Consider the following 20,234-nt stretch of genomic DNA (forward strand, 5'->3'; position numbering starts at 1 on the left):
TGCCTATGTGGTATTTATTTTTAAACATAGAATGAATATCTATATATAATTGAGGTATTTATGTTTTCCCTGTATTTAAAGCAGAAAAGAATAGAAAGAAACTTGACTCAAAGTAATCTCGCAGCACAACTTAACTTATACTCAGAAGGCTTCCAAAAACTCGACAGTGTTACGATCAGTCGCTGGGAAAGAGGAACCACGCGCCCACCTATCTATAAAGCCATTCAAGTTGCTCGCTTTTTTGAGCTTGATATTTTTGATTTATTACTTAATCTGAGTGTCGATTCAAAAGAAAAAAAATATGAAGACTTACTTCTAAGCCAATTTAATTCATACAGCAGTAAAATTAAAACCGTAAGTTATGATTCAAATAAGGAAAAAATAGATATTGAACTAATACAAAAACCACTAGACATTGATAATGGATATGAAAGGTTTACGTCTGCTATTGAGCAATATTATCATAGCTTGGACTTTCAAGACGAGAAAGAAAACATAGAAGGCATAGATATTCCACTTTTACACAGTAGAAACAAGTGTGACATTTACCGATACAGTAACTTACATAACAATAAGAAATCAGGGCATAATCTGAATTTTTACTATCTTGTCGATGATATTAAAAATGAATTACGATTAAAAAAAACAAACATATCCTTAACTAACACAACAAGTTATACAAAAACAAAAGAGGATATGGCTTTATATAATTACTCTAGCTTTTCTATTGATAAAGATACGTTTAATTATCTTAATTACAATATACTCGTGAATCTAGCAAGAAAAAGCAACATCACAATGTACTATGTGAAAACCTATGGAAAAGATATGTTTACTCATTTAATTTACTTAGGGTTTCAAATAGAGTGTTACGGAGTGAAATCTGATACTGGCGAATTCAATGTGGGAAACATCTCTTATAGAGAGTGTATATTATCGATTAATACGTCTTTACTTCTAGCCAATAAAGAAGTGCTACGATTTATGCAAGAACAGCATAACAAGGCTTATTTTTCTGAGAAATAATCTTAATCAGTCACACCATAGCGTAAATATTTCCTTAACGTAACATCAATAATAATTAAACTTACTAAACAATAAAAACATGATATCGTTAGTTTTCCTGTGCCTATGAATTATAAACATGACTTTTACTAAACAACATTTATTACGATACTTCCCTTTTTATATTGCTGCTCTTTTAGCACTAACACCATGGGTAAACTCCCCAACGGCTCTTGTCATGGGATTTGCTTTAGCCAGCTTTGGCTTTGTCCCTACCAATTTATCTTTAGGTAAAATCACAAAAAAACTCTTAGCTTATTCTATTGTAGGTTTAGGGTTTGGCATTCAACTAAATGAAGCGATAGAAGCAACGTCGAATGGGATTGGTATCATTCTATCTACGATTGTAGGTACGCTTATTTTTGGTTGGTTCCTCGCTAAAAAAATGAAACTAGATAAAGTTACTGGGCATTTAATTGCATCAGGAACAGCTATTTGTGGTGGCAGTGCCATAGCAGCTGTTGCTCCTGCAATTAATGCCGATGAAGAGTCGACAGGTTTAGCTTTAGCGACGGTATTTGTACTTAACTCTATTGCTCTTTTTATTTTCCCCGTTATTGGGCATGCATTAGAACTCAGTCAACATGCTTTTGGTACATGGGCTGCAATTGCTATTCACGATACTTCATCAGTTGTTGGTGCCGCTTCCGCTTATGGTGAAGAGGCTTTAAAAACAGCAACAACCCTAAAACTTGCCCGAGCACTGTGGATTGTCCCTGTGGCCTTAATCAGTGCCCTATTATTCAAAAGTACGAGTAAAAAAATAACGATTCCTTATTTTATTTTATTTTATTGTTTAGCCATCTTAATCAATGATAACTTACCTCAATTTCATGTCGTTTATGATGATATTTTTAACCTATCAAAAAAACTATTAGCACTTTGTCTGTTTTTTATTGGGTGCAGTATTTCAATTGAGAAGATCAAATCTGCAGGTGCAAAGCCACTGATCTTTGGAGTGACGTTATGGGTGATCATCTCAACCACTTCATTATTTTGGATAATGAATAACATCCCATAGAAATTACAGTATTTCAAACTGCTGTTATGGAATCATATTTTCTATAAATAGACGCAGACTACACATCACCGCTCTCTTATAATGATAACTTAGTCAATAAAAATAAAGAGACGGTGATGTTTTTCTCCTATTCAAAATCAGAAGAAATAAAAGCAATTCAAAAAGGAATACTTCAGCTTTTTATTCAATGCATTTTTGCAACAGTCGCTTATCTAGTTGTTCGCACTGACATTGTTACCTTACATAACGGGTTAAGTGAACATTCACTTACTGAATATTACCAACAACTTCTGCTGCTTATCGTTATATTGTCTTTTAGTTACATTGCTACGACCAATAGCGAAGTACGTTCCTTTGCTATTCTTATCATTGGCTTTTTTACTTGTATACTAATTAGAGAATGTGATGGACTATTCGATGAGGTTTACCATGGATTTTGGCTTATACCGGCCTTATTTACAGTTGCAATATCTTTCTATTTTGCTTTAAAAGACAAAAAAAAATTATTAACGACTTCTTCACGTTTTTTTGATAACCGTTACTTCTACACGCTTAGTTGTGCATTGGTCATTATCCTAGTTTTTTCTAGATTAGTAGGAATGAAGTACCTATGGGAAGTGCTGCTTGAAGGTAAGTATATTCGTACTGTGAAAAATTTAGCGGAAGAAGGTGTCGAGTTGTTAGGCTATTCATTACTTGCTTATAGCGCGCTTGGGTTTGGGATTGAAGTACATAAACTTAAAAAACATTAATTACATACTAAATTACACTAATTAAGCAATGTGAAATTAACTAGTGTAATTTCACATTGCTAACGAATAGACTCAAATTTCATAACAAAATATTTAAGCATTTTAATTAGCTCATCATTTTTAAGCGCTTTCGTTTCAAAAGCTAAATCAAAATCCTTTTGCATTGTTTTAAGAAGTAACTTTTGTTTTAAATCAAAATTTTCCATTATGGTTCCTTAATTTTCTTAACTCTAAAATTCTAAAATATTAGATGCTAAAAAGCACTGGCATAATAAATTGATTTAATTGAAAATATGCCTAAACCATAATCCTACGATATAGGCTTATCTCTTTGATAACCTTTCGCTTTACCTATCTATTTGTCGTGTTTCTTAATAGTGCTCAATTTATGAAGTTAACAACAACTTGTACAGTTCACTAATTTTGTTTTTTTTATCTACGCTTACTTCCATTCGTTGGTAATGTGCGATTGTTTTATCTAAATATTCTCGATGATCTACATCGGTTGAATTCCACATTTCAGACCCCGTTTTAGACAACGGTTTTAGTGCACGATTAGATACATGCATTACTTCATAAAAACGCTTATTCTCTTTTACTAAGGTTTCTGAATTTAATCCAAAACCCATTGTTATAAGCTCTTCTCTCACTCGATAATTGTGCAATACCGGACAAAGAATAAATTCCAACTCTGCATTTTTATTACGTTGTCGAATAGAACGAACAAGTTCAATCAGTAACTCGCCTCCTACCCCAGCAATAATGATAAGATTTTTTTGATCATTGATGATTGATAGTTGGCTTACATCCATGCAATACACCTGCCATCTAGATTGAATCTCAGCGGCATGCTTATCAAGCTGCGCCTCTAGGTTAATCATCAATTCATCTACAACATCAACAAAATGAATCACACTGTGTGGCAGAGATGATAATAGTGCAACACCAAGCTGACCATGGTCACAACAACAATCCCAAATATGATCATAGTGAACGGTCACTTTATTCTTGATGGTATCTAAACGAGTACTTAGTTTCATAGGTCTTAATCGGTAGTAAAAATCAGCCACAGTATATAGTATTTTTTTCACAAAAATCAGGTAAGCTACCTTCAGGTAATTTAAACCACTATGGTGAAAAAGAATGTACAAATTAATTGCTCTTGATATGGATGGCACACTGTTAAATTCAGACAAACAAATCTCACCTGAAAACAAAGCAGCCATCGCTGCCGCTCGAGAACAAGGTGTTGTCGTTGTGCTTGCATCAGGCCGCCCTCTGAATGGCATGAAATCTCAACTTAAAGAATTGGGCATGACGAGTGACGAAGATTACGTTCTTAGCTATAACGCCTCTCTTGTTCAAAGAGTAAAAAGCGAAGAAATCATTCGTAGCCAAATCATCACAGGCAAAGACGCTAAAGTATTGGCTAAATTAGCCAAAGAATTAGGCGTTCACATTCATGCATTCTCTCAAGAAAAGGGACTTATCACTCCAGAATCAAGTTATTACACAGAGCACGAATCAACAATCACTGGCATGCCAATCACTGTAATTAATTTCGAAGCACTCGCTGATGATGAACAAATTCTAAAAGCCATGATGATTGATGATGCAGAACTACTGTCTGCCGCAATAAAGCAATTACCAGAAGCTCTGTATAAACAATTTACGATTGTGCAAAGTGCGCCTTTCTTTCTAGAATTTTTAAACCCTAACAGCAACAAAGGCGTTGGTGTTAAAGCATTGGCCGATCATCTTGGTATTACCGCTGATGAAGTCATCTGCATGGGTGATGCCGGAAATGATTGGCACATGATAAAATACGCGGGTCTAGGTGTTGCTATGGCAAATGCGACTGACGATGTGAAAGAAATTGCAAATCACATAACGGTAAGTAATAACGAACATGGCGTTGCTAAAGTCATTGAAGAATTTGTATTAAACGCATGATTTTTTTAATAGTCGAATAAAAAAAGCCCCGAAACATTTACTGCTTTGGGGCTTTTTGTTATCTCACATTTACACCAACAAAAACTTAAGCTTCTGATTCAATCAACTTACCTTCATTTTTTTTCTTCATTGAGATAAGAATTAACGAGCAAATCATACCTAATATTGCCACAGTTAAACCAATACCAAATATCATCTGATACGCTTGAATCGCAGGGTAAGTATCAATAATCCAACCATTTAATGCATACGCCCAGAATACAGACGCATAAGCTGCAAATGAACCCACACTCATTGCAGAGCCACTGTAATCTTTTGGTACACCCGCTTCAGCAACTGGCGCTAAGATGATGCCTTTAGCAAGGAAAATACTAAATGAGAAACACATTAAAAGAATCATATTAATCATCAACATACCTTCTGTTTTAGGTAAAGCAATCGTCACACCTAAACAAATAGCCGTTAATGCCAATGCAAAGAACATCATTTTAATTGAAGACTTAAAAACAAAATCCGCGATAGAACCCGCAACTAAACCAGCAATAACCCCCATTGCACCAGTATTAATAATACCGAAGATAGCCGCTTGTGCTGTTGATAAACCGAAGACCGCTTGCAGATAAGGAACCGTGTAAATAAGCGTAATATAAATCCAATACACCGTTAGAGAAGTCACGGCAGCTAACCATACGGTTGGCATTTTTAATACATGAAGTAGGCCTTTTAACGCCTCTTTATTTTTACTTTCACCTTGTTTAATTTCCATGTGATTATCAGGCACAAACTTCCAAACACAGAAAATCATCGGTAGAATCAATAATGTATAGAAGACAATCGCACCTTGGAATACAAGAATAGAACCGCCAACAAGTGCCATAATACCAACAATAACGGCGTTCATGCTCATTTCAGCAGCACGACGTACAGATTCTAATAAGCCAAATGCCATGCCCTTATTTTTGTCGCCAGACATTAATGTCACTCCATTCACAACAGAAGGCCAGAATGCCGCATCAACCAAGCCCCAAATACCAGCGATCACAACTAAAACACTGAACCCAGGTTCTAAGAAGATGATTGTCATCATACTAATAAATCGTATTGCCAAACTGGTCATTAAAATGGATTTTACAGAAAAACGGTTATTGACCCAACCAGCTGGGATATAGAAAAACATGGCAGAACCAATCAACGTAAATAATATCCCCATTTGGGTATTATCGATCTGCAACACATCGAGTAATAAATTGTAAAATGTTCCTTTAAAGGCTTCAAACGCAGAGTAAATAATTTGCCCTGACATGACCACAGAGAAAAAACCAAACAGTTGATTCCGACTTGTAAATCCAATTTTTTCAAACACATTCATACTTGTAATCCTTTCACGTTATTGTTTTTATTTATTATTTTTATGCTTTATATTTTGATGGGAACTTATGAGCAATATCCGTACATATCCCATCAACACCCCAATTAAATAATTCATTGGCACGTGCTAAATCATTCACTGTCCAAACATTCACTTTAATGCCTGATGCTTTAAATTTATTCACCATTTCACGCGTCAGTCCTTTTTCTTCTGGGTGAATATAATCGGCTTGGCACCATTCAATAATTGAATTCCAGTCATCCCATAGATTATGGCTTTCAAATAAACAGGCAACCTTACTTTCAGGACTTTTACGTTTAAATTCAGACAACACAAGATGGTTAAAACTTGAAATGATTAACTCACGTTCAGGATTTAATTCTTTTAATGCTGAGATCAAATTATCAATTAATAAATGGCTTAATTTTGCACTTTCAGAGCACGATTTAATTTCAATATTTAAATTGAGTTCTTTTTCGTTCACTAATGCAATCAATTCTTGAATGGTAGGCAAACGCTCACCAATATAGTCATCACTAAACCAACTTCCGGCATCAATTGAAGATAAATCAGCGCTACTGATATCGTATAATCGACCACTTTTATCAGTACAACGATCTAATGTGTCATCATGAGAAATAATAACAGTACCGTCTTGCAGAATATCCACATCGCATTCAAACCATTGAACACCATGCTCTTTACATAGTGAAAAAGCCGATAGAGTATTCTCAGGAGCCAGAGAAGACATGCCGCGATGTGCAATTAATGTTTTCATTGTAAACCTATTTTACGTGTTAGAAGATGAAGAGGATAATAACGCCTAGCCCATTTCATAAATGTGACAGAAACACATAAAATGAGCATTCGAGCGCTCGAATAGGAACTTATTTTCTTTTTTGCCTATGAGTTAACAATATTACTGTCATTAGTCTCATTTCTCCCGAATTAAACCGCTTAAAAATCAAGCAATCCAATACATCTTAAGCTCTTACTTTATATAACCGTCAATAAAAAATAAATCACCGTTAACGCATTTAAATTATATAGATACTTAATTTATATAAGTACATAGATATTAGGCTCAAAATCAATTTACGTACGAATAATGAGCGATAATTCGACCCGGAAACATAAATCAATGAAATTTTAATTGGCACAAAATGGTAAGTATTGTTTTGCAACGAAAAACATAATAGCTCCAAGAAAACACATCACTGATTATTTACTTTTGGAACTAAATTATGAAAAAGACATTCATTAAAACAGCAGCTATCATTATTTTAACAACAACACTAACCGGTTGTATTGGCAGCAATGCAGTGACAGGAAAAGTAATGAAGTTTAATGTTGAAGTTGTGGATAATCGCTACGCTAGAGCAGGTGTTAACTTGCTTCTTGCGCCGGTTTACGGCATTATTACCGCAGCTGATTATGTTGTATTTAACTCATTAGAATTTTGGACAGGAAAAAACCCAATATCTGGTAGTCCACACATATTTGATTCAAAGACAGACACCCATTTTAAAGTAAATGATGAGCTAGACCCATCATTACGTAGTGCTCCCATTGATCCATTAGTAAACCAGAGAACAATCTCTACCGGCGAAATGCAAAAAATTGATGACAATACAATTCAAATGGACATCACTTACGACACAGGAGAAACGGCGATTTTACGCGGAGTGCGTGATGGAGAAAAGATTAGTTACTATATGGATGATGTACTTATTACTCAAACAACCATTGCCAAATTAGAATCTCTACAACAGAGTTAACAGCAAACATTTAAATAAAAAGTCACCCTTTATATAGGGTGACTTGGTATGAGAAACAATCTTATTCTTAGTATAAAATGCGTTATGAATACTACACTTTAAAAAAGGAAAGAATGTCTTTTTGTCTTACTGACAACTCAGATAACTCTTCACTTGCTTTCGCGCTCTGATAAATACCACTCACGTTTTGAGTCACTAACTCAGAAGCAATGTTGATATTCTGTGCAATCTCATTTGTCACACTTGATTGTTCCTCTGATGCCGCAGCAACCAGCGTATTCATGTCTGAAATTTCAGTAACCGAATTAGCAATCCCCGTAAATGCACTCGCCACTTTTTCAGCAACCGCTTGTGATTCAATGATCAATTGAGAATTCGACTTCATATAAATATCCGCTTTATCTGATTGCTCTTGCAACTTAGCAATGATCTCTTGGATATCAACCGTAGATTGTTGTGTCTTCCCAGCTAAAGAACGAACCTCATCTGCAACAACAGCAAAACCTCGACCTTGCTCACCCGCTCTTGCGGCTTCTATAGCGGCATTCAACGCTAATAAATTCGTTTGCTCAGAAATACTATTAATCACATCAATAACACCACCAATTTCTGTTGAGTACTCCTTGAGCTGATTAACTATAATCACAGAGTCCTCAACCGAAGCACCAATCTTAGTTGCAATAGTACTAGAGTTCGACAATGCCTCATGACCTAAAGCGACATTAGTTTGAGCAGCACTCGCCGCCCCTTCAGCATTAGATGCATTAATACTAACCTCAGAAGCCGTACTTGATAATTCACTTACCGCCGTCGCTATTTGCTCTATTTGCGCCGTCTCTTGTTGAGCATTGACTTCTGATTGAGTCATCACAGCAGCAAGCTCAGTTGACGCTGTTGATACATTTTCAGATATCTGGTGACTGCCTTCAATAACACGTTTTAACTCTTTGATCATCGCAACAGCACTGGCATAAATACCCGTATCTTTACTCGATGATGTCAGTTCCATGGTTAAATCACCTTGAGAAATACGTTTAATTATATTCTCAATATGGGCTGGTTCTCCACCTAATGGTTTGTAGATAAAATCCATAATCACTTTATAGATAATCACAGAAAACAACACGATAGAGACTAAAGCAATCACCATTGAGATAAATAAAGTGTCATTGCTTGATTTAAGAATAACCTCATTATATTCAAATGACGCTATCATCCAATTCTGGCTTTTCTCTAAAGATGAAACAACATAAATAGTGTCATCCTGAGTATAAGAATCGTACGTCATTGATGTATTACTAGGGGATAATACCGAATATTGAGGCCTAACATCGTGCATGTTTTTACCAATATATTCAGATTTTTTTGATGATAAAATATAACCATCTTTTCTATACACGTAAACTTGATTGTTAAGTGTTAATTCACTAATAAAATCAGAAAAAGTGGATACAGGAAGAGACGCTGCAAGAACACCGACAATTTGATTATTTCGTTTTACAGGTATAGCAAAAGAGAATACTTGGTTATTATCAGTATCAGTATAAACCTCTGTAATTACTTCGTTTTCACCGGAGAAGATTCTTTGATACCACTCTCTAGATTTACCATTGAAATTAGGGACAATACCTTTACCATCTGAAGAAACCGTTAAACCTGTTTTATCGGCGTAAAATATATTGTCAAAGAGAGCCAATTTCTTATTAATACCTTCTAATATATTCGATGTTTTATCGATATCAATCAGCGTACCATTAGAATCGACATCAACATAAATAGAATTGATTACATTAAAATATTCTTTTATTTTTGATGTTAAATTCGTTGAAATTAACTCTGTTTTTTCTGTCATTGTTCGATTATAAGAAGTAAGACTTTCATCTTTAAAATTGAGATACCCAAATCCAGACAATCCAAAACAAACCACAACACTCATGCTTATAAAAATAAGCAGTAACTTTCCTTTTAAGGTTTTCATATATCCATTCTATTTTATTAATGCGTAAATAAAATACTACCTTATTTAATTGTAATGACAATAAAGTCAATAGAAGAAAAGCAGCAAAAATAAGAATTAACTTAAATATAAGCACAAACCAAAACAATTACTTATTGGTAACAAAAAAATCATACACAAATTGTATATGACTTTTTATTTTCACATTAATAAAACCAATAACAAAATGATAAGTCATTCGTTATATGTAGTTAAATTATCAACTATTACGATTTAATAACGTTATTATTTAGCCATTCATCTAGAGATAATTTTCCGCTACCAGACAGCATTAATGATACACATGCAGCTAAAAGTGCTAAACCAAATTCATACCCACCGTCAGCCATAAATAGACCGTTTGGTAAATGCACGCTAACAATCGCAATAACCATAGTAAATGCTAAAACAAGTGCTGCAGGACGAGTTAACAGACCCAGTAAAATGAATAACCCACCAAAAAATTCTGCACTGCCTGCTAAAAACGCCATTGCTACCCCAGGCGCTAAACCAATTGATTCAAAAAACTGTCCAGTCCCTTCTAAGCCATAACCACCAAACCATGAAAACAGTTTTTGTGAACCATGAGCCATGAAAATAATTCCGATAGGAATACGTAATGCCAACGTGCTAAAGCCTGCAGTCGAAGATAATAGTTGGCTAATTTTTTGTTTCATTGTATTTCCTTTAATAAACTAATTAAAATAGAGAAGACTCCATTTATTCTTTCCACCAGTATAAATATGCTATTCTTTAATGAAATTAGAGAATTTTGACCAAGTTGTTCAATTATTTTGAACTACAGAAATAAGGACATCAATGAACTCCCCGATAACACTTGATGCATTAAGAGCATTAGATGCAATAGACCGAAAAGGCAGCTTCGCTTCAGCGGCAGAGTCTCTGTTTAAAGTTCCCTCGGCCTTAACATATACCATCAAAAAATTAGAAGAAGATCTGAGTGTTACTTTATTTGATCGTTCAAAACAGAAGGCTGTTCTAACTTCTGCTGGGAGACTAATATTAGAACAAGGAAGAGAAATTCTCATTGCGACAGATAAATTGGAATCCGCAGTGAAACAGCTCGATTCTGGCTGGGAAAGAAACATTACCATTTCAAGAGACACAATAATCCCTCTATCTCCTTTATTAGAATCAATTATAGAGTTCAATAAATTAGAACATGGGACAAACATCACAATTTCTGAAGAGTCACTCGGTGGGGGCTGGGATGCCCTTCATAGTAACCGTACCGACATTGCCATTGGTGTCTCAGACCATTTACCAAAAGGGGAGTATCAAATAAAAGAAATTGGTCGAGTCGAGTTTCTGTTTGCTGTAAGCCAGTATCACCCTTTAGCTTTAGTAAATCGAACCATCCAAGCCAGTGATTTATTACTTTATCCCTCTTTAATTGTTTCTGATTCTTCTTTACTACTGCCAACCAGAGACACAGGGCTATTTAAAAGCAAACAACAAATCCGGTTTAAAACTATGCAAGGCAAAATTGAAGCTCAAATGATGGGCGTCGGTGTTGGATTTTTACCTAGGCACTTAATTAGAGAACAACTTAAAACAGGCATATTAATCGAAAAAAAATGCATTGTACCAAGAGTGAATCCCCCTTTATTTATTGCATGGCATAAAGATAATGACGGTAAAGCATGCCAATGGTTAACGAATGAATTAATGCACAAAAAATGGATTGTTTAATTAAAAATTCCAAAATGGAAAAAATATAAATGTTTTACTTTCCATTATGGAAAGTTTATATTTCCTTTAAGATGTTAAATTTAAAGTTACACTGTGAAAGCAAGAGAACATGGATATGTCCGCAGGATGCATTTGGTGACAGTAGTTCAAAAAATAATAAGGTTCACCCATGCCCGCTTCAGAAAAGATCAATGCATTAGTTCTAGATACATTTCCAATTATCGTTGAGTCAATTACTGCTTATTTAAAGAAAAAAGAAACCATTAATAATGTGTTTCATGCAACATCAATGCAAGAAGCACTGGCTATTTTAGCGAATAATAATATAGGATTTATCTCTCTAGACATTAAACAAAATAAATTTAACGGGCTAGAGTTCATTAAAAAAGTCAGGGAGAATCAATTCAAGGGATCTATTCTGGTGATTTCTAGCTACGGATATGAAATGTATTCAGACTCTGCAAAAAAATTAGGGGCAAATGGTTATATTTCGAAAGAAGAATCAACCACGCTTATCAATGATGCGATGAGTAATGTATTACGAGGTTATACATTATTTAAGCAAAGCACATCCATAAAAAAAGATGTCGATTTATCCAATAGAGAAATCATTGTACTTAATTATCTATTGAGAGGTTACAGTAATAAACAAATTTCTGAATTGTTATCATTAAGCGCTAAAACAATCAGTACCTATAAGTCTCGAATTTTAGAAAAGCATAATGCAACGTCATTAATTGATCTATTGAAAGTCAGTGATGCTATTAAACAACAATTATAGACAATCAAACAACCACCAATCGAATGATATCGTCTAATAAGCAGTGTAATGGGCTGTTCCTATTCGCCAATTTCATGCAAGAAACAAAAGGATACTTTCCTTGAAAATTCTCAGGAATAGGGATCAATTTAACATTGTAAGGGCTGATTAATCTCTTCAAGCAAATAAAAACCATGTCTTCTTGCTGAATCAAACGTGTCGCAGTGGCAAAATCATCCGTGCTGACTCTATAATTAAGCGTGATCCCCGCTTTTTTACAATGTTCAATAAAATACTGTCTCGAATGATTAAAGTCATTTACTTTAAAAGAAATCAATGGCGCTCTAATCGCATCTTCCCACGAATTAATCGAACTGTTTGGAGATACCGCAGCAACCATTGTGGTATCCGTTAGTTTTGACTGATAAATACTTTTGACTCGCTCTTCATGCATAAAGCTCACTCCAATATGAACTTTACTATCTAAAATGCGCTGCTCTGTAGATTCCGTCCACGTTTCTAACGCGATCATCGGCTTAGGAAAGGCTTCGCGAATTGCTGTATATATCTCCGTTGAATAATATGACATGACTGCGGAATGAATCGCGACTCGGATCGTCTCGGTATAATTTTCTGAAGAGAAGCTCCCTTTTTCAAACAACGCATTATCAATAACACTTAATCCACTTTCAAAGCTAGGTAACAAAGAAGTTAGTACATGAGTAGGCTCTAAACCATGAGAAGTTCGAACAAATAATGGATCTCCTATTTGTTCTCTCATTTTAGTTAGATATTTGCTTACCGCGCTTTCTGTTTTACCGATAATAAGAGCCACTTTCTTTAGATTACGGTGTTGATTAAGTAACAACAACACTTTCAATAAATTGTAATTTAAATCAGAATTCATGGCATGTCCTTAGTCATTTTCTGGCTATACAACAGCGTATCAGCTCGCTTTATTGCCGTCGCTAATGTCTCTTGTTGCAAAACGGCCGTTACTCCAGCACTCACATCGATCGATAGAAAATGCTTACTAAAAGCGACCGCACTGATATTTTCTTGCAATTTAATCGCAAGTCGTTGGGCAACACTAACATCACAATTAGGCAATATTACAAGAAATTCATCCCCACCAAGTCGCACTAGATAATCGCTCTCTCTAAAGGTCATTCGCATACCGTGAGCAATTTGCTTTATCGCCTCATCACCAATGTGATGCCCAAAATTATCATTGATTGATTTCAATTTATCACCATCAATGACGATCACCGACATGCTACTTTTTTGTTTTGTATTGAGTAAATCTTTGTCTTTTAAAATAGAGCGATTATACAAACCCGTTAATTCATCTCTATTAATCACCGATTCAATACTCGTCAGCTTTAGTTGTTTTTCCTTTAACTCTGACAGCTTCCAAAGGATATAAAACATCAATAACAATAATCCGATTTCAGCCCAAATAAAATCAATAATCAACTTAGTAAAAGGCAGCTTGTAGATAAAGATCGTCCCATTATCTGCAATGTATTCTTTACTATAAGAAAATTGGTGCAATGGGTATGATTGGTCTTCAATCACCATTACATTGTAGTTACCTGTTTTTGATAACGATATGTCTTTTCCAAATAAAAATTCCGAATCTTTCAAATACAGATCAATCGCTAAATCACCAACAATTTTGTTCTTTTTATATATGGGGCTAGATAGCGTGATGACTAAGTGTTTAGTTATCTCATCAGTATATATACCCGAAATCAACATTCTGTCTTTAAGGGCTGCTGCAGTGCTGTATAGCGTGCAAACCGATACCGTTCTACACCGCTCACTTTCAAATACATTCTCATCTAATGTCGAGTTTTTCATTTCTCGGTTTGTGAACACCTTCATCCCAGAGTAAGAACGGTAATAAAGCAGAATATTACTATTACTGAAAAAGCCAGGTAAAAAGTTAGAAATGTAGCGAGACACATTTAGCACCACAATTTCTTCATCATTTAACGGTGTATTTTTAAAGTTGAAAATTCGACCATCAAAATAACCATCCATTGGGAATTCAGGTACATCGTCATGGTCGTCATTTACTTTTGCTTCAATGAGTAATCCCATCAATAAAATATTGTGTTTATATTCATCAATATGAGCAGCCATTAAGTCAAATTCTCTGATTTCATTTTTAACCAAACTGTCAGCAAAAAGGAGGACAAAAGAGAAAAAGAGGATGAAAGAAAGCAAAGCCGAACGAACAACTAATTGATGCGTTTTAGCAACAAACAGATTCATAGTTTGCCTTCACTGATCCTAAGTAAATCAACAATGTTGTTTATATTATACTTATCAAAAATTCGTCTTTTATACGTACTTATCGTCTTTGTGCTAAGCGATAATATGTCCGCAATTTCACTGTTCGTTTTTCCTTGAATTAAATAATTAAACACCACTGTTTCTCTGTTTGACAGAGATACATCAAATTTTGATTTTTCATCATTATGTCTGAATTTAAAGAAAGTATAGCCATTCATTATTCCTTCTAATGACTCTTTTATTAAATTCATGTTTTCTGACTTACAAATATACCCATCGGCACCCAATTTAAACGCCGCATCAGAATACAACTGGCTATCATTTGCAGAAATAAATAATGTTTTGCCCTTATAACCATGTGCGGTAATCCGACGATAAAAATCAAAACCGTCACTGTTTCCTAAATTCACATCCAAGATCAACACATTAATTGATGCCGTTTGAAGTATCTCAAATGCTTTTTTTGTATTAAAACACGTTAATACATTCCCTACGTAGCTGACAGGTTTTATTAAGTTTTCTATCGCAGCACACACCAAAGGATGATCATCTAAAATTAAAATGTTGATGTTATTTTTTATCATTATTTACTTCTCTCAAGTTCAGATATTATTTTTAATACTTCAATTGGCATCGGCTTCCCTGTGTAATATCCTTGGCAAAGATCAAAACCAACGTCTTTCAAATATAGCCACGTTGCTTCATCTTCCACGCCTTCAGCCACAATTATCATGTTCATTTTTTTTACTAACGCACAAGAAAAATCAACAATGATTTTATTTGCATGATCCGTTAAACAGGTCGAAACAAAACTTCGATCAACCTTAACTTCAGAAAAAGGCAATTGAGATAACTTCATTAATGATGAATACCCAGTTCCAAAATCATCAATAGAAACGCCAACCTGATTGATTCTTAGCCTTGTTAAGTTCTCTAAAAGAGTGATTGAATTACTAAATGCTTCTCTTTCTGTTAGTTCCACAGTAAATAAAGCCGGCTTTACTTTGTGGTTATGGCACATAGTTAAAAATCGCTTCGAGAAATCGGCTTTTTCAAGTGATTCTTGAGTGACATTTATTGATGATGGGTATGGCAATAGCCCTTGAGAATAATCAGAGAGCGCATTGGTCATCACCACGTCAAACAATTCATCGGTGAGATTGTTTTTTTCAATGATAGGTAAAAACTCAGCGGGGCTCATTAATCCATATATTGGATGCATCCAACGCGCTAAAATCTCAACAGAAACAATATTCCCCGATGTAAAATCAACTTGAGGCTGATAATAATTTTTGATTTCGCCACAACTCAAAGCTTGTAATACATCGTATATGGATATATCAATATGATATTGAAAGCTATTACTAATATGCTTGAATTCTTGTTTATTTATTTGGGCATCAATGCCTTTTATTATGGGTAATAAATCATTTACCGTTGCTGGTTTTGTCATGATCTCTGTAAATGAAAAATCTAATTTTTTACAAATAGACCCAACGGTTGATAATACAACCAAATCTAACGCACTCAAGATCACGATCCCACCACCGTATTCATGTTCTTTAAGTGCAGTTAATAATTGAATCCCATCCATTTCTGGCATATCTAAATCACAGAAAACCACATCAAATTGGTGTTCTTTTATCGCTTCCAATGCTTGAAAACCAGAGTAGACAGAGCTCACATGCTCAACCCCGATGCTCTTTAAGTTATTTTCGAGTACAAGCGCTTGTAACGGATGATCATCCACAATGAGGATGCTTAATTTAATCATTTTTTTCTTTATACCACGTTGATGCGTCTTCTATGATTGTCTTCATCTCAAGCATTAATTTCTCTAATCCTTTTTCATATTTGTTTGAATAAAAAGCGTCACTTGATATCTCATCAATCAATAATGTTAATGACTCTAACCCGATACTTCCTGCTCCGCCTTTTATGCGATGCAGCATTTCTTGAATTTCTATTTGCGATGACATTTCAGCCAAAGACGTCATGTCTTCTTTCATCGTTTTGATAAAAATGGTCATTAACCCCCTATCATCTAGCTCAATAAACTTATTCAATAACGAAGGAGGCGGCATTAATACTCGGGTCTTTGAGTCTTGTCTTCCACGACTCAAGTACTGACTTAATAATGAATGGAGATCGCTGAGCCCATAAGGTTTAAATAACATGTGATCAAACCCTGATGTCTTGCCGTTTAAGCGTGAGGTACGTAAATCTTCTGCCGTACAACCGATAATGACTTTGTTATCAAACTCAACGATTTCTTGTCTGACTTTTCTTGCCAGAGTAAACCCATCCAAAATAGGCATATGACAATCGGTGATCAACAAATCGTACTTTTCTGGATTTTCTCTCAGTTTATCTAAAGCTTCTTTGCCATTATTTGTCACAACAGGTACAACGCCCAATTCCTCTAGCTGTTTCATTAACAGAACTCGATTAATTTGGTTATCTTCTGCGATTAAGACTGTGCCACATAACGGCATTAACGCTTGATGCTCACACCGTAAAGGCTCTGTCATAATGCTGACCAGTCCCGAATACAGTTCATCAATAAATAAGGGATCGTTGCTAATAGAGCATGTGTCACTATCACACATTTTTTTCTCTTTATTATTGCCATTAAGGCAAATCACCGCAACGTCATTGTTCTCGGTATCGACTTGGCAAGTATCGATGATCTTAACTCGCTTTTTATCAATGCAAGGTAACTTATCCTCCGATTCCGTCCATACACTTATCCATTGATGTAATGCACTGTCGTCAACTTCACACTCAATATGCAATCGCTTAAATGGGTCGTCATAATAAGAAATGACCTCAATAGGAATTGAAAATTCAATCACCGTACCAACCTCTTCGGCACTCTTAATTGAAAACGTCCCTTTCATCAAATAAATCAATTCATTCACGATATTTAGCCCAAGGCCTGTCCCCCCATATTTACGAGCGATGCTGTTATCTGCTTGAGTAAATGGCTTAAATACCGTTTCGAGTTGAGCATCATTCATCCCTAAACCCGTATCGCAAATACGTACCTTCATAACCTCATTATTTAATGACACCCTCGCCTCTACATGCCCTTTTTCCGTAAACTTAACGGCATTAGAGAGTAAGTTATTAACGATTTGACTTAATCGTAATGAATCCACTTTAATCACATTGATCGGATTAGGTTCTATATCAACACAAAAGCGAATTCCCTTTTCAAACGCGGCCGCATTATGCAATCGAAATACATCACCAAGCTCGCGTAAATAATGACAATCTCTTAACTCTAAACTTAATTGCTGAGCCTCTAATTTTGAAAAATCGAGAATATCATTAACCAATAAATGCAAATGACGCATTGAAGAAGAGATGTTGACAACGATCCCTTTTTTTTCAGAGCCTTTTACTCGCTTTGCTAACAACTCAAGTAGACCAGTAATTCCTGCGATTGGAGTTCTTAATTCATGACTCATGCTTGCTAGAAAAAGCTCACGAGAAATAATGGCTTCTTGAGCCACATCGTTCGCTGTAATTAAAGCGGATTCTTGTTTTTTCTGTTCTGTAATGTCGTGGATCACCGTTAACATCGATACTCGTTGTGTGTTTGGATCGGTAATCCTTTTTCTTACTCGATCAACTTGTTCAAACCTTAAATTACAGCCATCGATTAACAACGTATCGCGAATAATAATGTCTTCTGTAATAATCTTTTGATTGTCTTTGAGGGAAGTGATTTCATCTTGACCTTTAGAAAACACACAAGCACTGCATCTATCACTTTGGAATAAAGGACAGTTACTAAGTAACACTCTATTTTTATCATCATGAATAAAAATAATACTTGGCAGCTCATTAATAATACTTTGTAGCCATTCTTTATCAGACTCAGATTGTTTTGCGTCTTTTTCTTTTAACTTCACTTGCAGTTTTAAATTGTTTAACCAAAAATAAATGACTAAACAAGCCAGAAAAACAGCACAAGAAAATAAAAATAAAACTTTATAGACCTGACTTTTTTCATAGCCATAAATAACATTAAATTGCCTGTAACCTCTTTTTAATTTGGTTAATTCTTCATGATCGACAGTGGCTAATACGCCATTAATGACTTCTGACAGCAAGACATTATTTTTAGATACCGCAAATGAAATATCGACAATTCGATCTGGGCTTTTTCCAATTGAAAAATGATCCGTAAAATCTTTAGCAATAACACCTTCAATAAGATCACTGGGTAAATAAGCACAACGAATCTCCCCAAGCTCTAAATCATTTAATAATGACTTAACGTCATCGTACGTTTTTGTCGAGTTAGAAAAAAACGACCTAATTAAACTTGTTTTGGTATTATTTGATGCGATTAACACCCCTGTTGGTTTGTTTGCATCAACATAATCTTTCTTTTCAATCGAGCGATACGTAATAGAGATATAAGGGTGACTTAACGTAATATTACTGTCGTTATTTTCGCCAGGATAAGCAATGGGAACAAGATCAATATCACCATCAGACAAACTGTTCCATGCCGTTTTTCCAATGCTTGGTACGTATTTAAACTTCAAGCCTGTACGAGCCTGAATTAACTTAATAAAATCAAACAAATAGCCCGTTATTTCACCTTTATCATTACGATAAAACAAAGGATAAGAATCTTCTTTCAAACTGTATCTAATCGTTTGCTCTTCCGCGTTCATATTTCGATAAGCCAGATTCAGCAAATCACTTTGATGATAAATATTATCTGATTCTATTTGAGTGTGAGGGGATCTATCTTCTTTCTCATTAAGCACTTTATTTATTATATCAATCAATATTTTATTTTTTTTAGATGCAATAACCCCCGCACTTTCCGGTTCTAGCCATTCTGGTAATTTAGTGGTCCCTTTAACAATATTAGAATCATTTAAGTATTCTGCAATCGTTACATAGTTGGCGATAATTGCATCCGCTTCGCCCTCATTAACAAGATTAATCGCTTCTAAAAAATGCTTTTTCTCATCAATTTGTCGAATCCCTTGTTCTTTCAGTCTTTCGCAGTAAATAGTCCCTGAGACACAAGCCCAAGAAAGGCTTTGAATCGGCATATAAGCCGCTCTGGTTTTTCGATACCAAACGGCAACACTGCCCGTAAAAAAAGGAACAGAAAAAGAGAAAGTGCGATCACGCTCAGGCGTTTGGCTAAAACCCACAGCAATATCAGATTCACCTTCGGCTACGCTTTTTAATAACTCATCGACGGAATCAAACGTATTATATTTAACCTTTACGCCAATAATTGACGTTATATTTTTAATATAATCGATATGAATTCCATTATATTCGCCTACTGGTGTTTTCTCTATATAAGGCGACCAACTCTCCGATAACACGGCAATTGAGATCGTTGGATTTTTCTTTATATACACTTTTTCTATTGGAGTGAGGTTGATCTCGTGTGAATACGCTACCGCAGGCAGAAATAAGATCACAATGAAATTTAATATTTTGCCCATGCTTAAAACACCAAGAACAGTATGTAAAGGCCTA

Annotated in this window: 18 protein-coding genes; 7 read left to right on the forward strand and 11 right to left on the reverse strand. The window is 35.1% G+C overall.

The features are described from left to right. Positions 1 to 60 precede the first annotated feature (60 nt). The 3 genes from A6E04_RS15210 to A6E04_RS15220 all read left to right on the forward strand — a co-directional run bounded on the left by A6E04_RS15210 (position 61) and on the right by A6E04_RS15220 (position 2,838). The gene (locus tag A6E04_RS15210) at positions 61 to 1,026 is read left to right on the forward strand and encodes a helix-turn-helix transcriptional regulator (protein ID WP_017023345.1); all 966 of its coding nucleotides are present in this window, start codon (positions 61 to 63) and stop codon (positions 1,024 to 1,026) included. Between the two features lie 118 nt (positions 1,027 to 1,144). Continuing rightward, complete coding sequence (locus tag A6E04_RS15215) at positions 1,145 to 2,086, forward strand: YeiH family protein (protein WP_065611753.1); 942 nt, start codon at positions 1,145 to 1,147, stop codon at positions 2,084 to 2,086. Positions 2,087 to 2,202: 116 nt separating this feature from the next. Continuing rightward, complete coding sequence (locus A6E04_RS15220; RefSeq protein ID WP_065611754.1) at positions 2,203 to 2,838, forward strand: hypothetical protein; 636 nt, start codon at positions 2,203 to 2,205, stop codon at positions 2,836 to 2,838. A gap of 59 nt (positions 2,839 to 2,897) precedes the next feature. Here the strand turns inward: A6E04_RS15220 and A6E04_RS21345 are convergent, their stop codons facing one another. Then, entirely contained in the window at positions 2,898 to 3,044 is a 147-nt protein-coding gene (locus A6E04_RS21345; protein WP_023604241.1) for a hypothetical protein, read from the reverse strand. A 180-nt stretch (positions 3,045 to 3,224) separates the two neighbouring features. Next, entirely contained in the window at positions 3,225 to 3,878 is a 654-nt protein-coding gene (locus A6E04_RS15225; RefSeq protein WP_065611755.1) for a tRNA (adenine(22)-N(1))-methyltransferase, read from the reverse strand. Between the two features lie 103 nt (positions 3,879 to 3,981). On the opposite strand from A6E04_RS15225, the gene yidA reads away from it, so the two are divergent. Continuing rightward, positions 3,982 to 4,791, forward strand: coding sequence for a sugar-phosphatase (gene yidA, locus A6E04_RS15230; RefSeq protein ID WP_023604239.1), 810 nt, complete (start codon positions 3,982 to 3,984; stop codon positions 4,789 to 4,791). An 85-nt stretch (positions 4,792 to 4,876) separates the two neighbouring features. Here yidA and A6E04_RS15235 read toward each other — a convergent pair whose 3' ends face one another. Next, a complete protein-coding gene (locus A6E04_RS15235; RefSeq protein ID WP_012551694.1) occupies positions 4,877 to 6,160 on the reverse strand; it encodes an MFS transporter in 1,284 nt (427 codons plus the stop codon). Between the two features lie 40 nt (positions 6,161 to 6,200). Next, a complete protein-coding gene (locus A6E04_RS15240; RefSeq protein WP_012551693.1) occupies positions 6,201 to 6,938 on the reverse strand; it encodes a glycerophosphodiester phosphodiesterase family protein in 738 nt (245 codons plus the stop codon). Positions 6,939 to 7,404: 466 nt separating this feature from the next. On the opposite strand from A6E04_RS15240, the gene A6E04_RS15245 reads away from it, so the two are divergent. Continuing rightward, a complete protein-coding gene (locus tag A6E04_RS15245) occupies positions 7,405 to 7,938 on the forward strand; it encodes a DUF3332 domain-containing protein (RefSeq protein ID WP_065611756.1) in 534 nt (177 codons plus the stop codon). A gap of 91 nt (positions 7,939 to 8,029) precedes the next feature. On the opposite strand, the gene A6E04_RS15250 is transcribed toward A6E04_RS15245, so the two are convergent. Next, positions 8,030 to 9,916 (reverse strand): methyl-accepting chemotaxis protein, encoded by a 1,887-nt coding sequence (locus A6E04_RS15250; RefSeq protein ID WP_023604237.1) that lies wholly within the window; start codon positions 9,914 to 9,916, stop codon positions 8,030 to 8,032. 245 nt (positions 9,917 to 10,161) lie between these two features. Further along, positions 10,162 to 10,611, reverse strand: a complete 450-nt coding sequence (locus tag A6E04_RS15255; RefSeq protein ID WP_017023354.1) for a DoxX family protein — start codon at positions 10,609 to 10,611, stop codon at positions 10,162 to 10,164. A 142-nt stretch (positions 10,612 to 10,753) separates the two neighbouring features. On the opposite strand from A6E04_RS15255, the gene A6E04_RS15260 reads away from it, so the two are divergent. Both A6E04_RS15260 and A6E04_RS15265 read left to right on the forward strand, forming a co-directional pair. Beyond that, entirely contained in the window at positions 10,754 to 11,647 is an 894-nt protein-coding gene (locus A6E04_RS15260) for a LysR family transcriptional regulator (protein ID WP_017023355.1), read from the forward strand. 169 nt (positions 11,648 to 11,816) lie between these two features. After that, positions 11,817 to 12,428 (forward strand): response regulator transcription factor, encoded by a 612-nt coding sequence (locus A6E04_RS15265; protein WP_017023356.1) that lies wholly within the window; start codon positions 11,817 to 11,819, stop codon positions 12,426 to 12,428. A gap of 4 nt (positions 12,429 to 12,432) precedes the next feature. On the opposite strand, the gene A6E04_RS15270 is transcribed toward A6E04_RS15265, so the two are convergent. The 5 genes from A6E04_RS15270 to A6E04_RS15290 are packed head-to-tail and all read right to left on the reverse strand — an operon-like array spanning position 12,433 to position 20,200. Beyond that, positions 12,433 to 13,314, reverse strand: a complete 882-nt coding sequence (locus A6E04_RS15270; protein WP_065611757.1) for a LysR family transcriptional regulator — start codon at positions 13,312 to 13,314, stop codon at positions 12,433 to 12,435. Beyond that, positions 13,311 to 14,687 carry a sensor domain-containing diguanylate cyclase gene (locus tag A6E04_RS15275; RefSeq protein WP_017023358.1) on the reverse strand — a complete coding sequence of 459 codons (1,377 nt, stop codon included), beginning with the start codon at positions 14,685 to 14,687 and terminating at the stop codon, positions 13,311 to 13,313. The genes A6E04_RS15270 and A6E04_RS15275 overlap by 4 nt, the downstream gene beginning before the upstream one ends. Then, complete coding sequence (locus A6E04_RS15280) at positions 14,684 to 15,292, reverse strand: response regulator transcription factor (RefSeq protein WP_017023359.1); 609 nt, start codon at positions 15,290 to 15,292, stop codon at positions 14,684 to 14,686. The genes A6E04_RS15275 and A6E04_RS15280 overlap by 4 nt, the downstream gene beginning before the upstream one ends. Beyond that, the gene (locus tag A6E04_RS15285) at positions 15,292 to 16,482 is read right to left on the reverse strand and encodes an EAL domain-containing response regulator (protein ID WP_017023360.1); all 1,191 of its coding nucleotides are present in this window, start codon (positions 16,480 to 16,482) and stop codon (positions 15,292 to 15,294) included. The genes A6E04_RS15280 and A6E04_RS15285 overlap by 1 nt, the downstream gene beginning before the upstream one ends. Then, complete coding sequence (locus A6E04_RS15290; protein WP_065611758.1) at positions 16,475 to 20,200, reverse strand: transporter substrate-binding domain-containing protein; 3,726 nt, start codon at positions 20,198 to 20,200, stop codon at positions 16,475 to 16,477. Before A6E04_RS15290 ends, A6E04_RS15285 begins: the two co-directional genes overlap by 8 nt. Positions 20,201 to 20,234: the final 34 nt, after the last annotated feature.

The organism is Aliivibrio logei (assembly GCF_001691055.1).
In the GTDB taxonomy this organism is placed as follows: Bacteria; Pseudomonadota; Gammaproteobacteria; order Enterobacterales; family Vibrionaceae; genus Aliivibrio; species Aliivibrio salmonicida.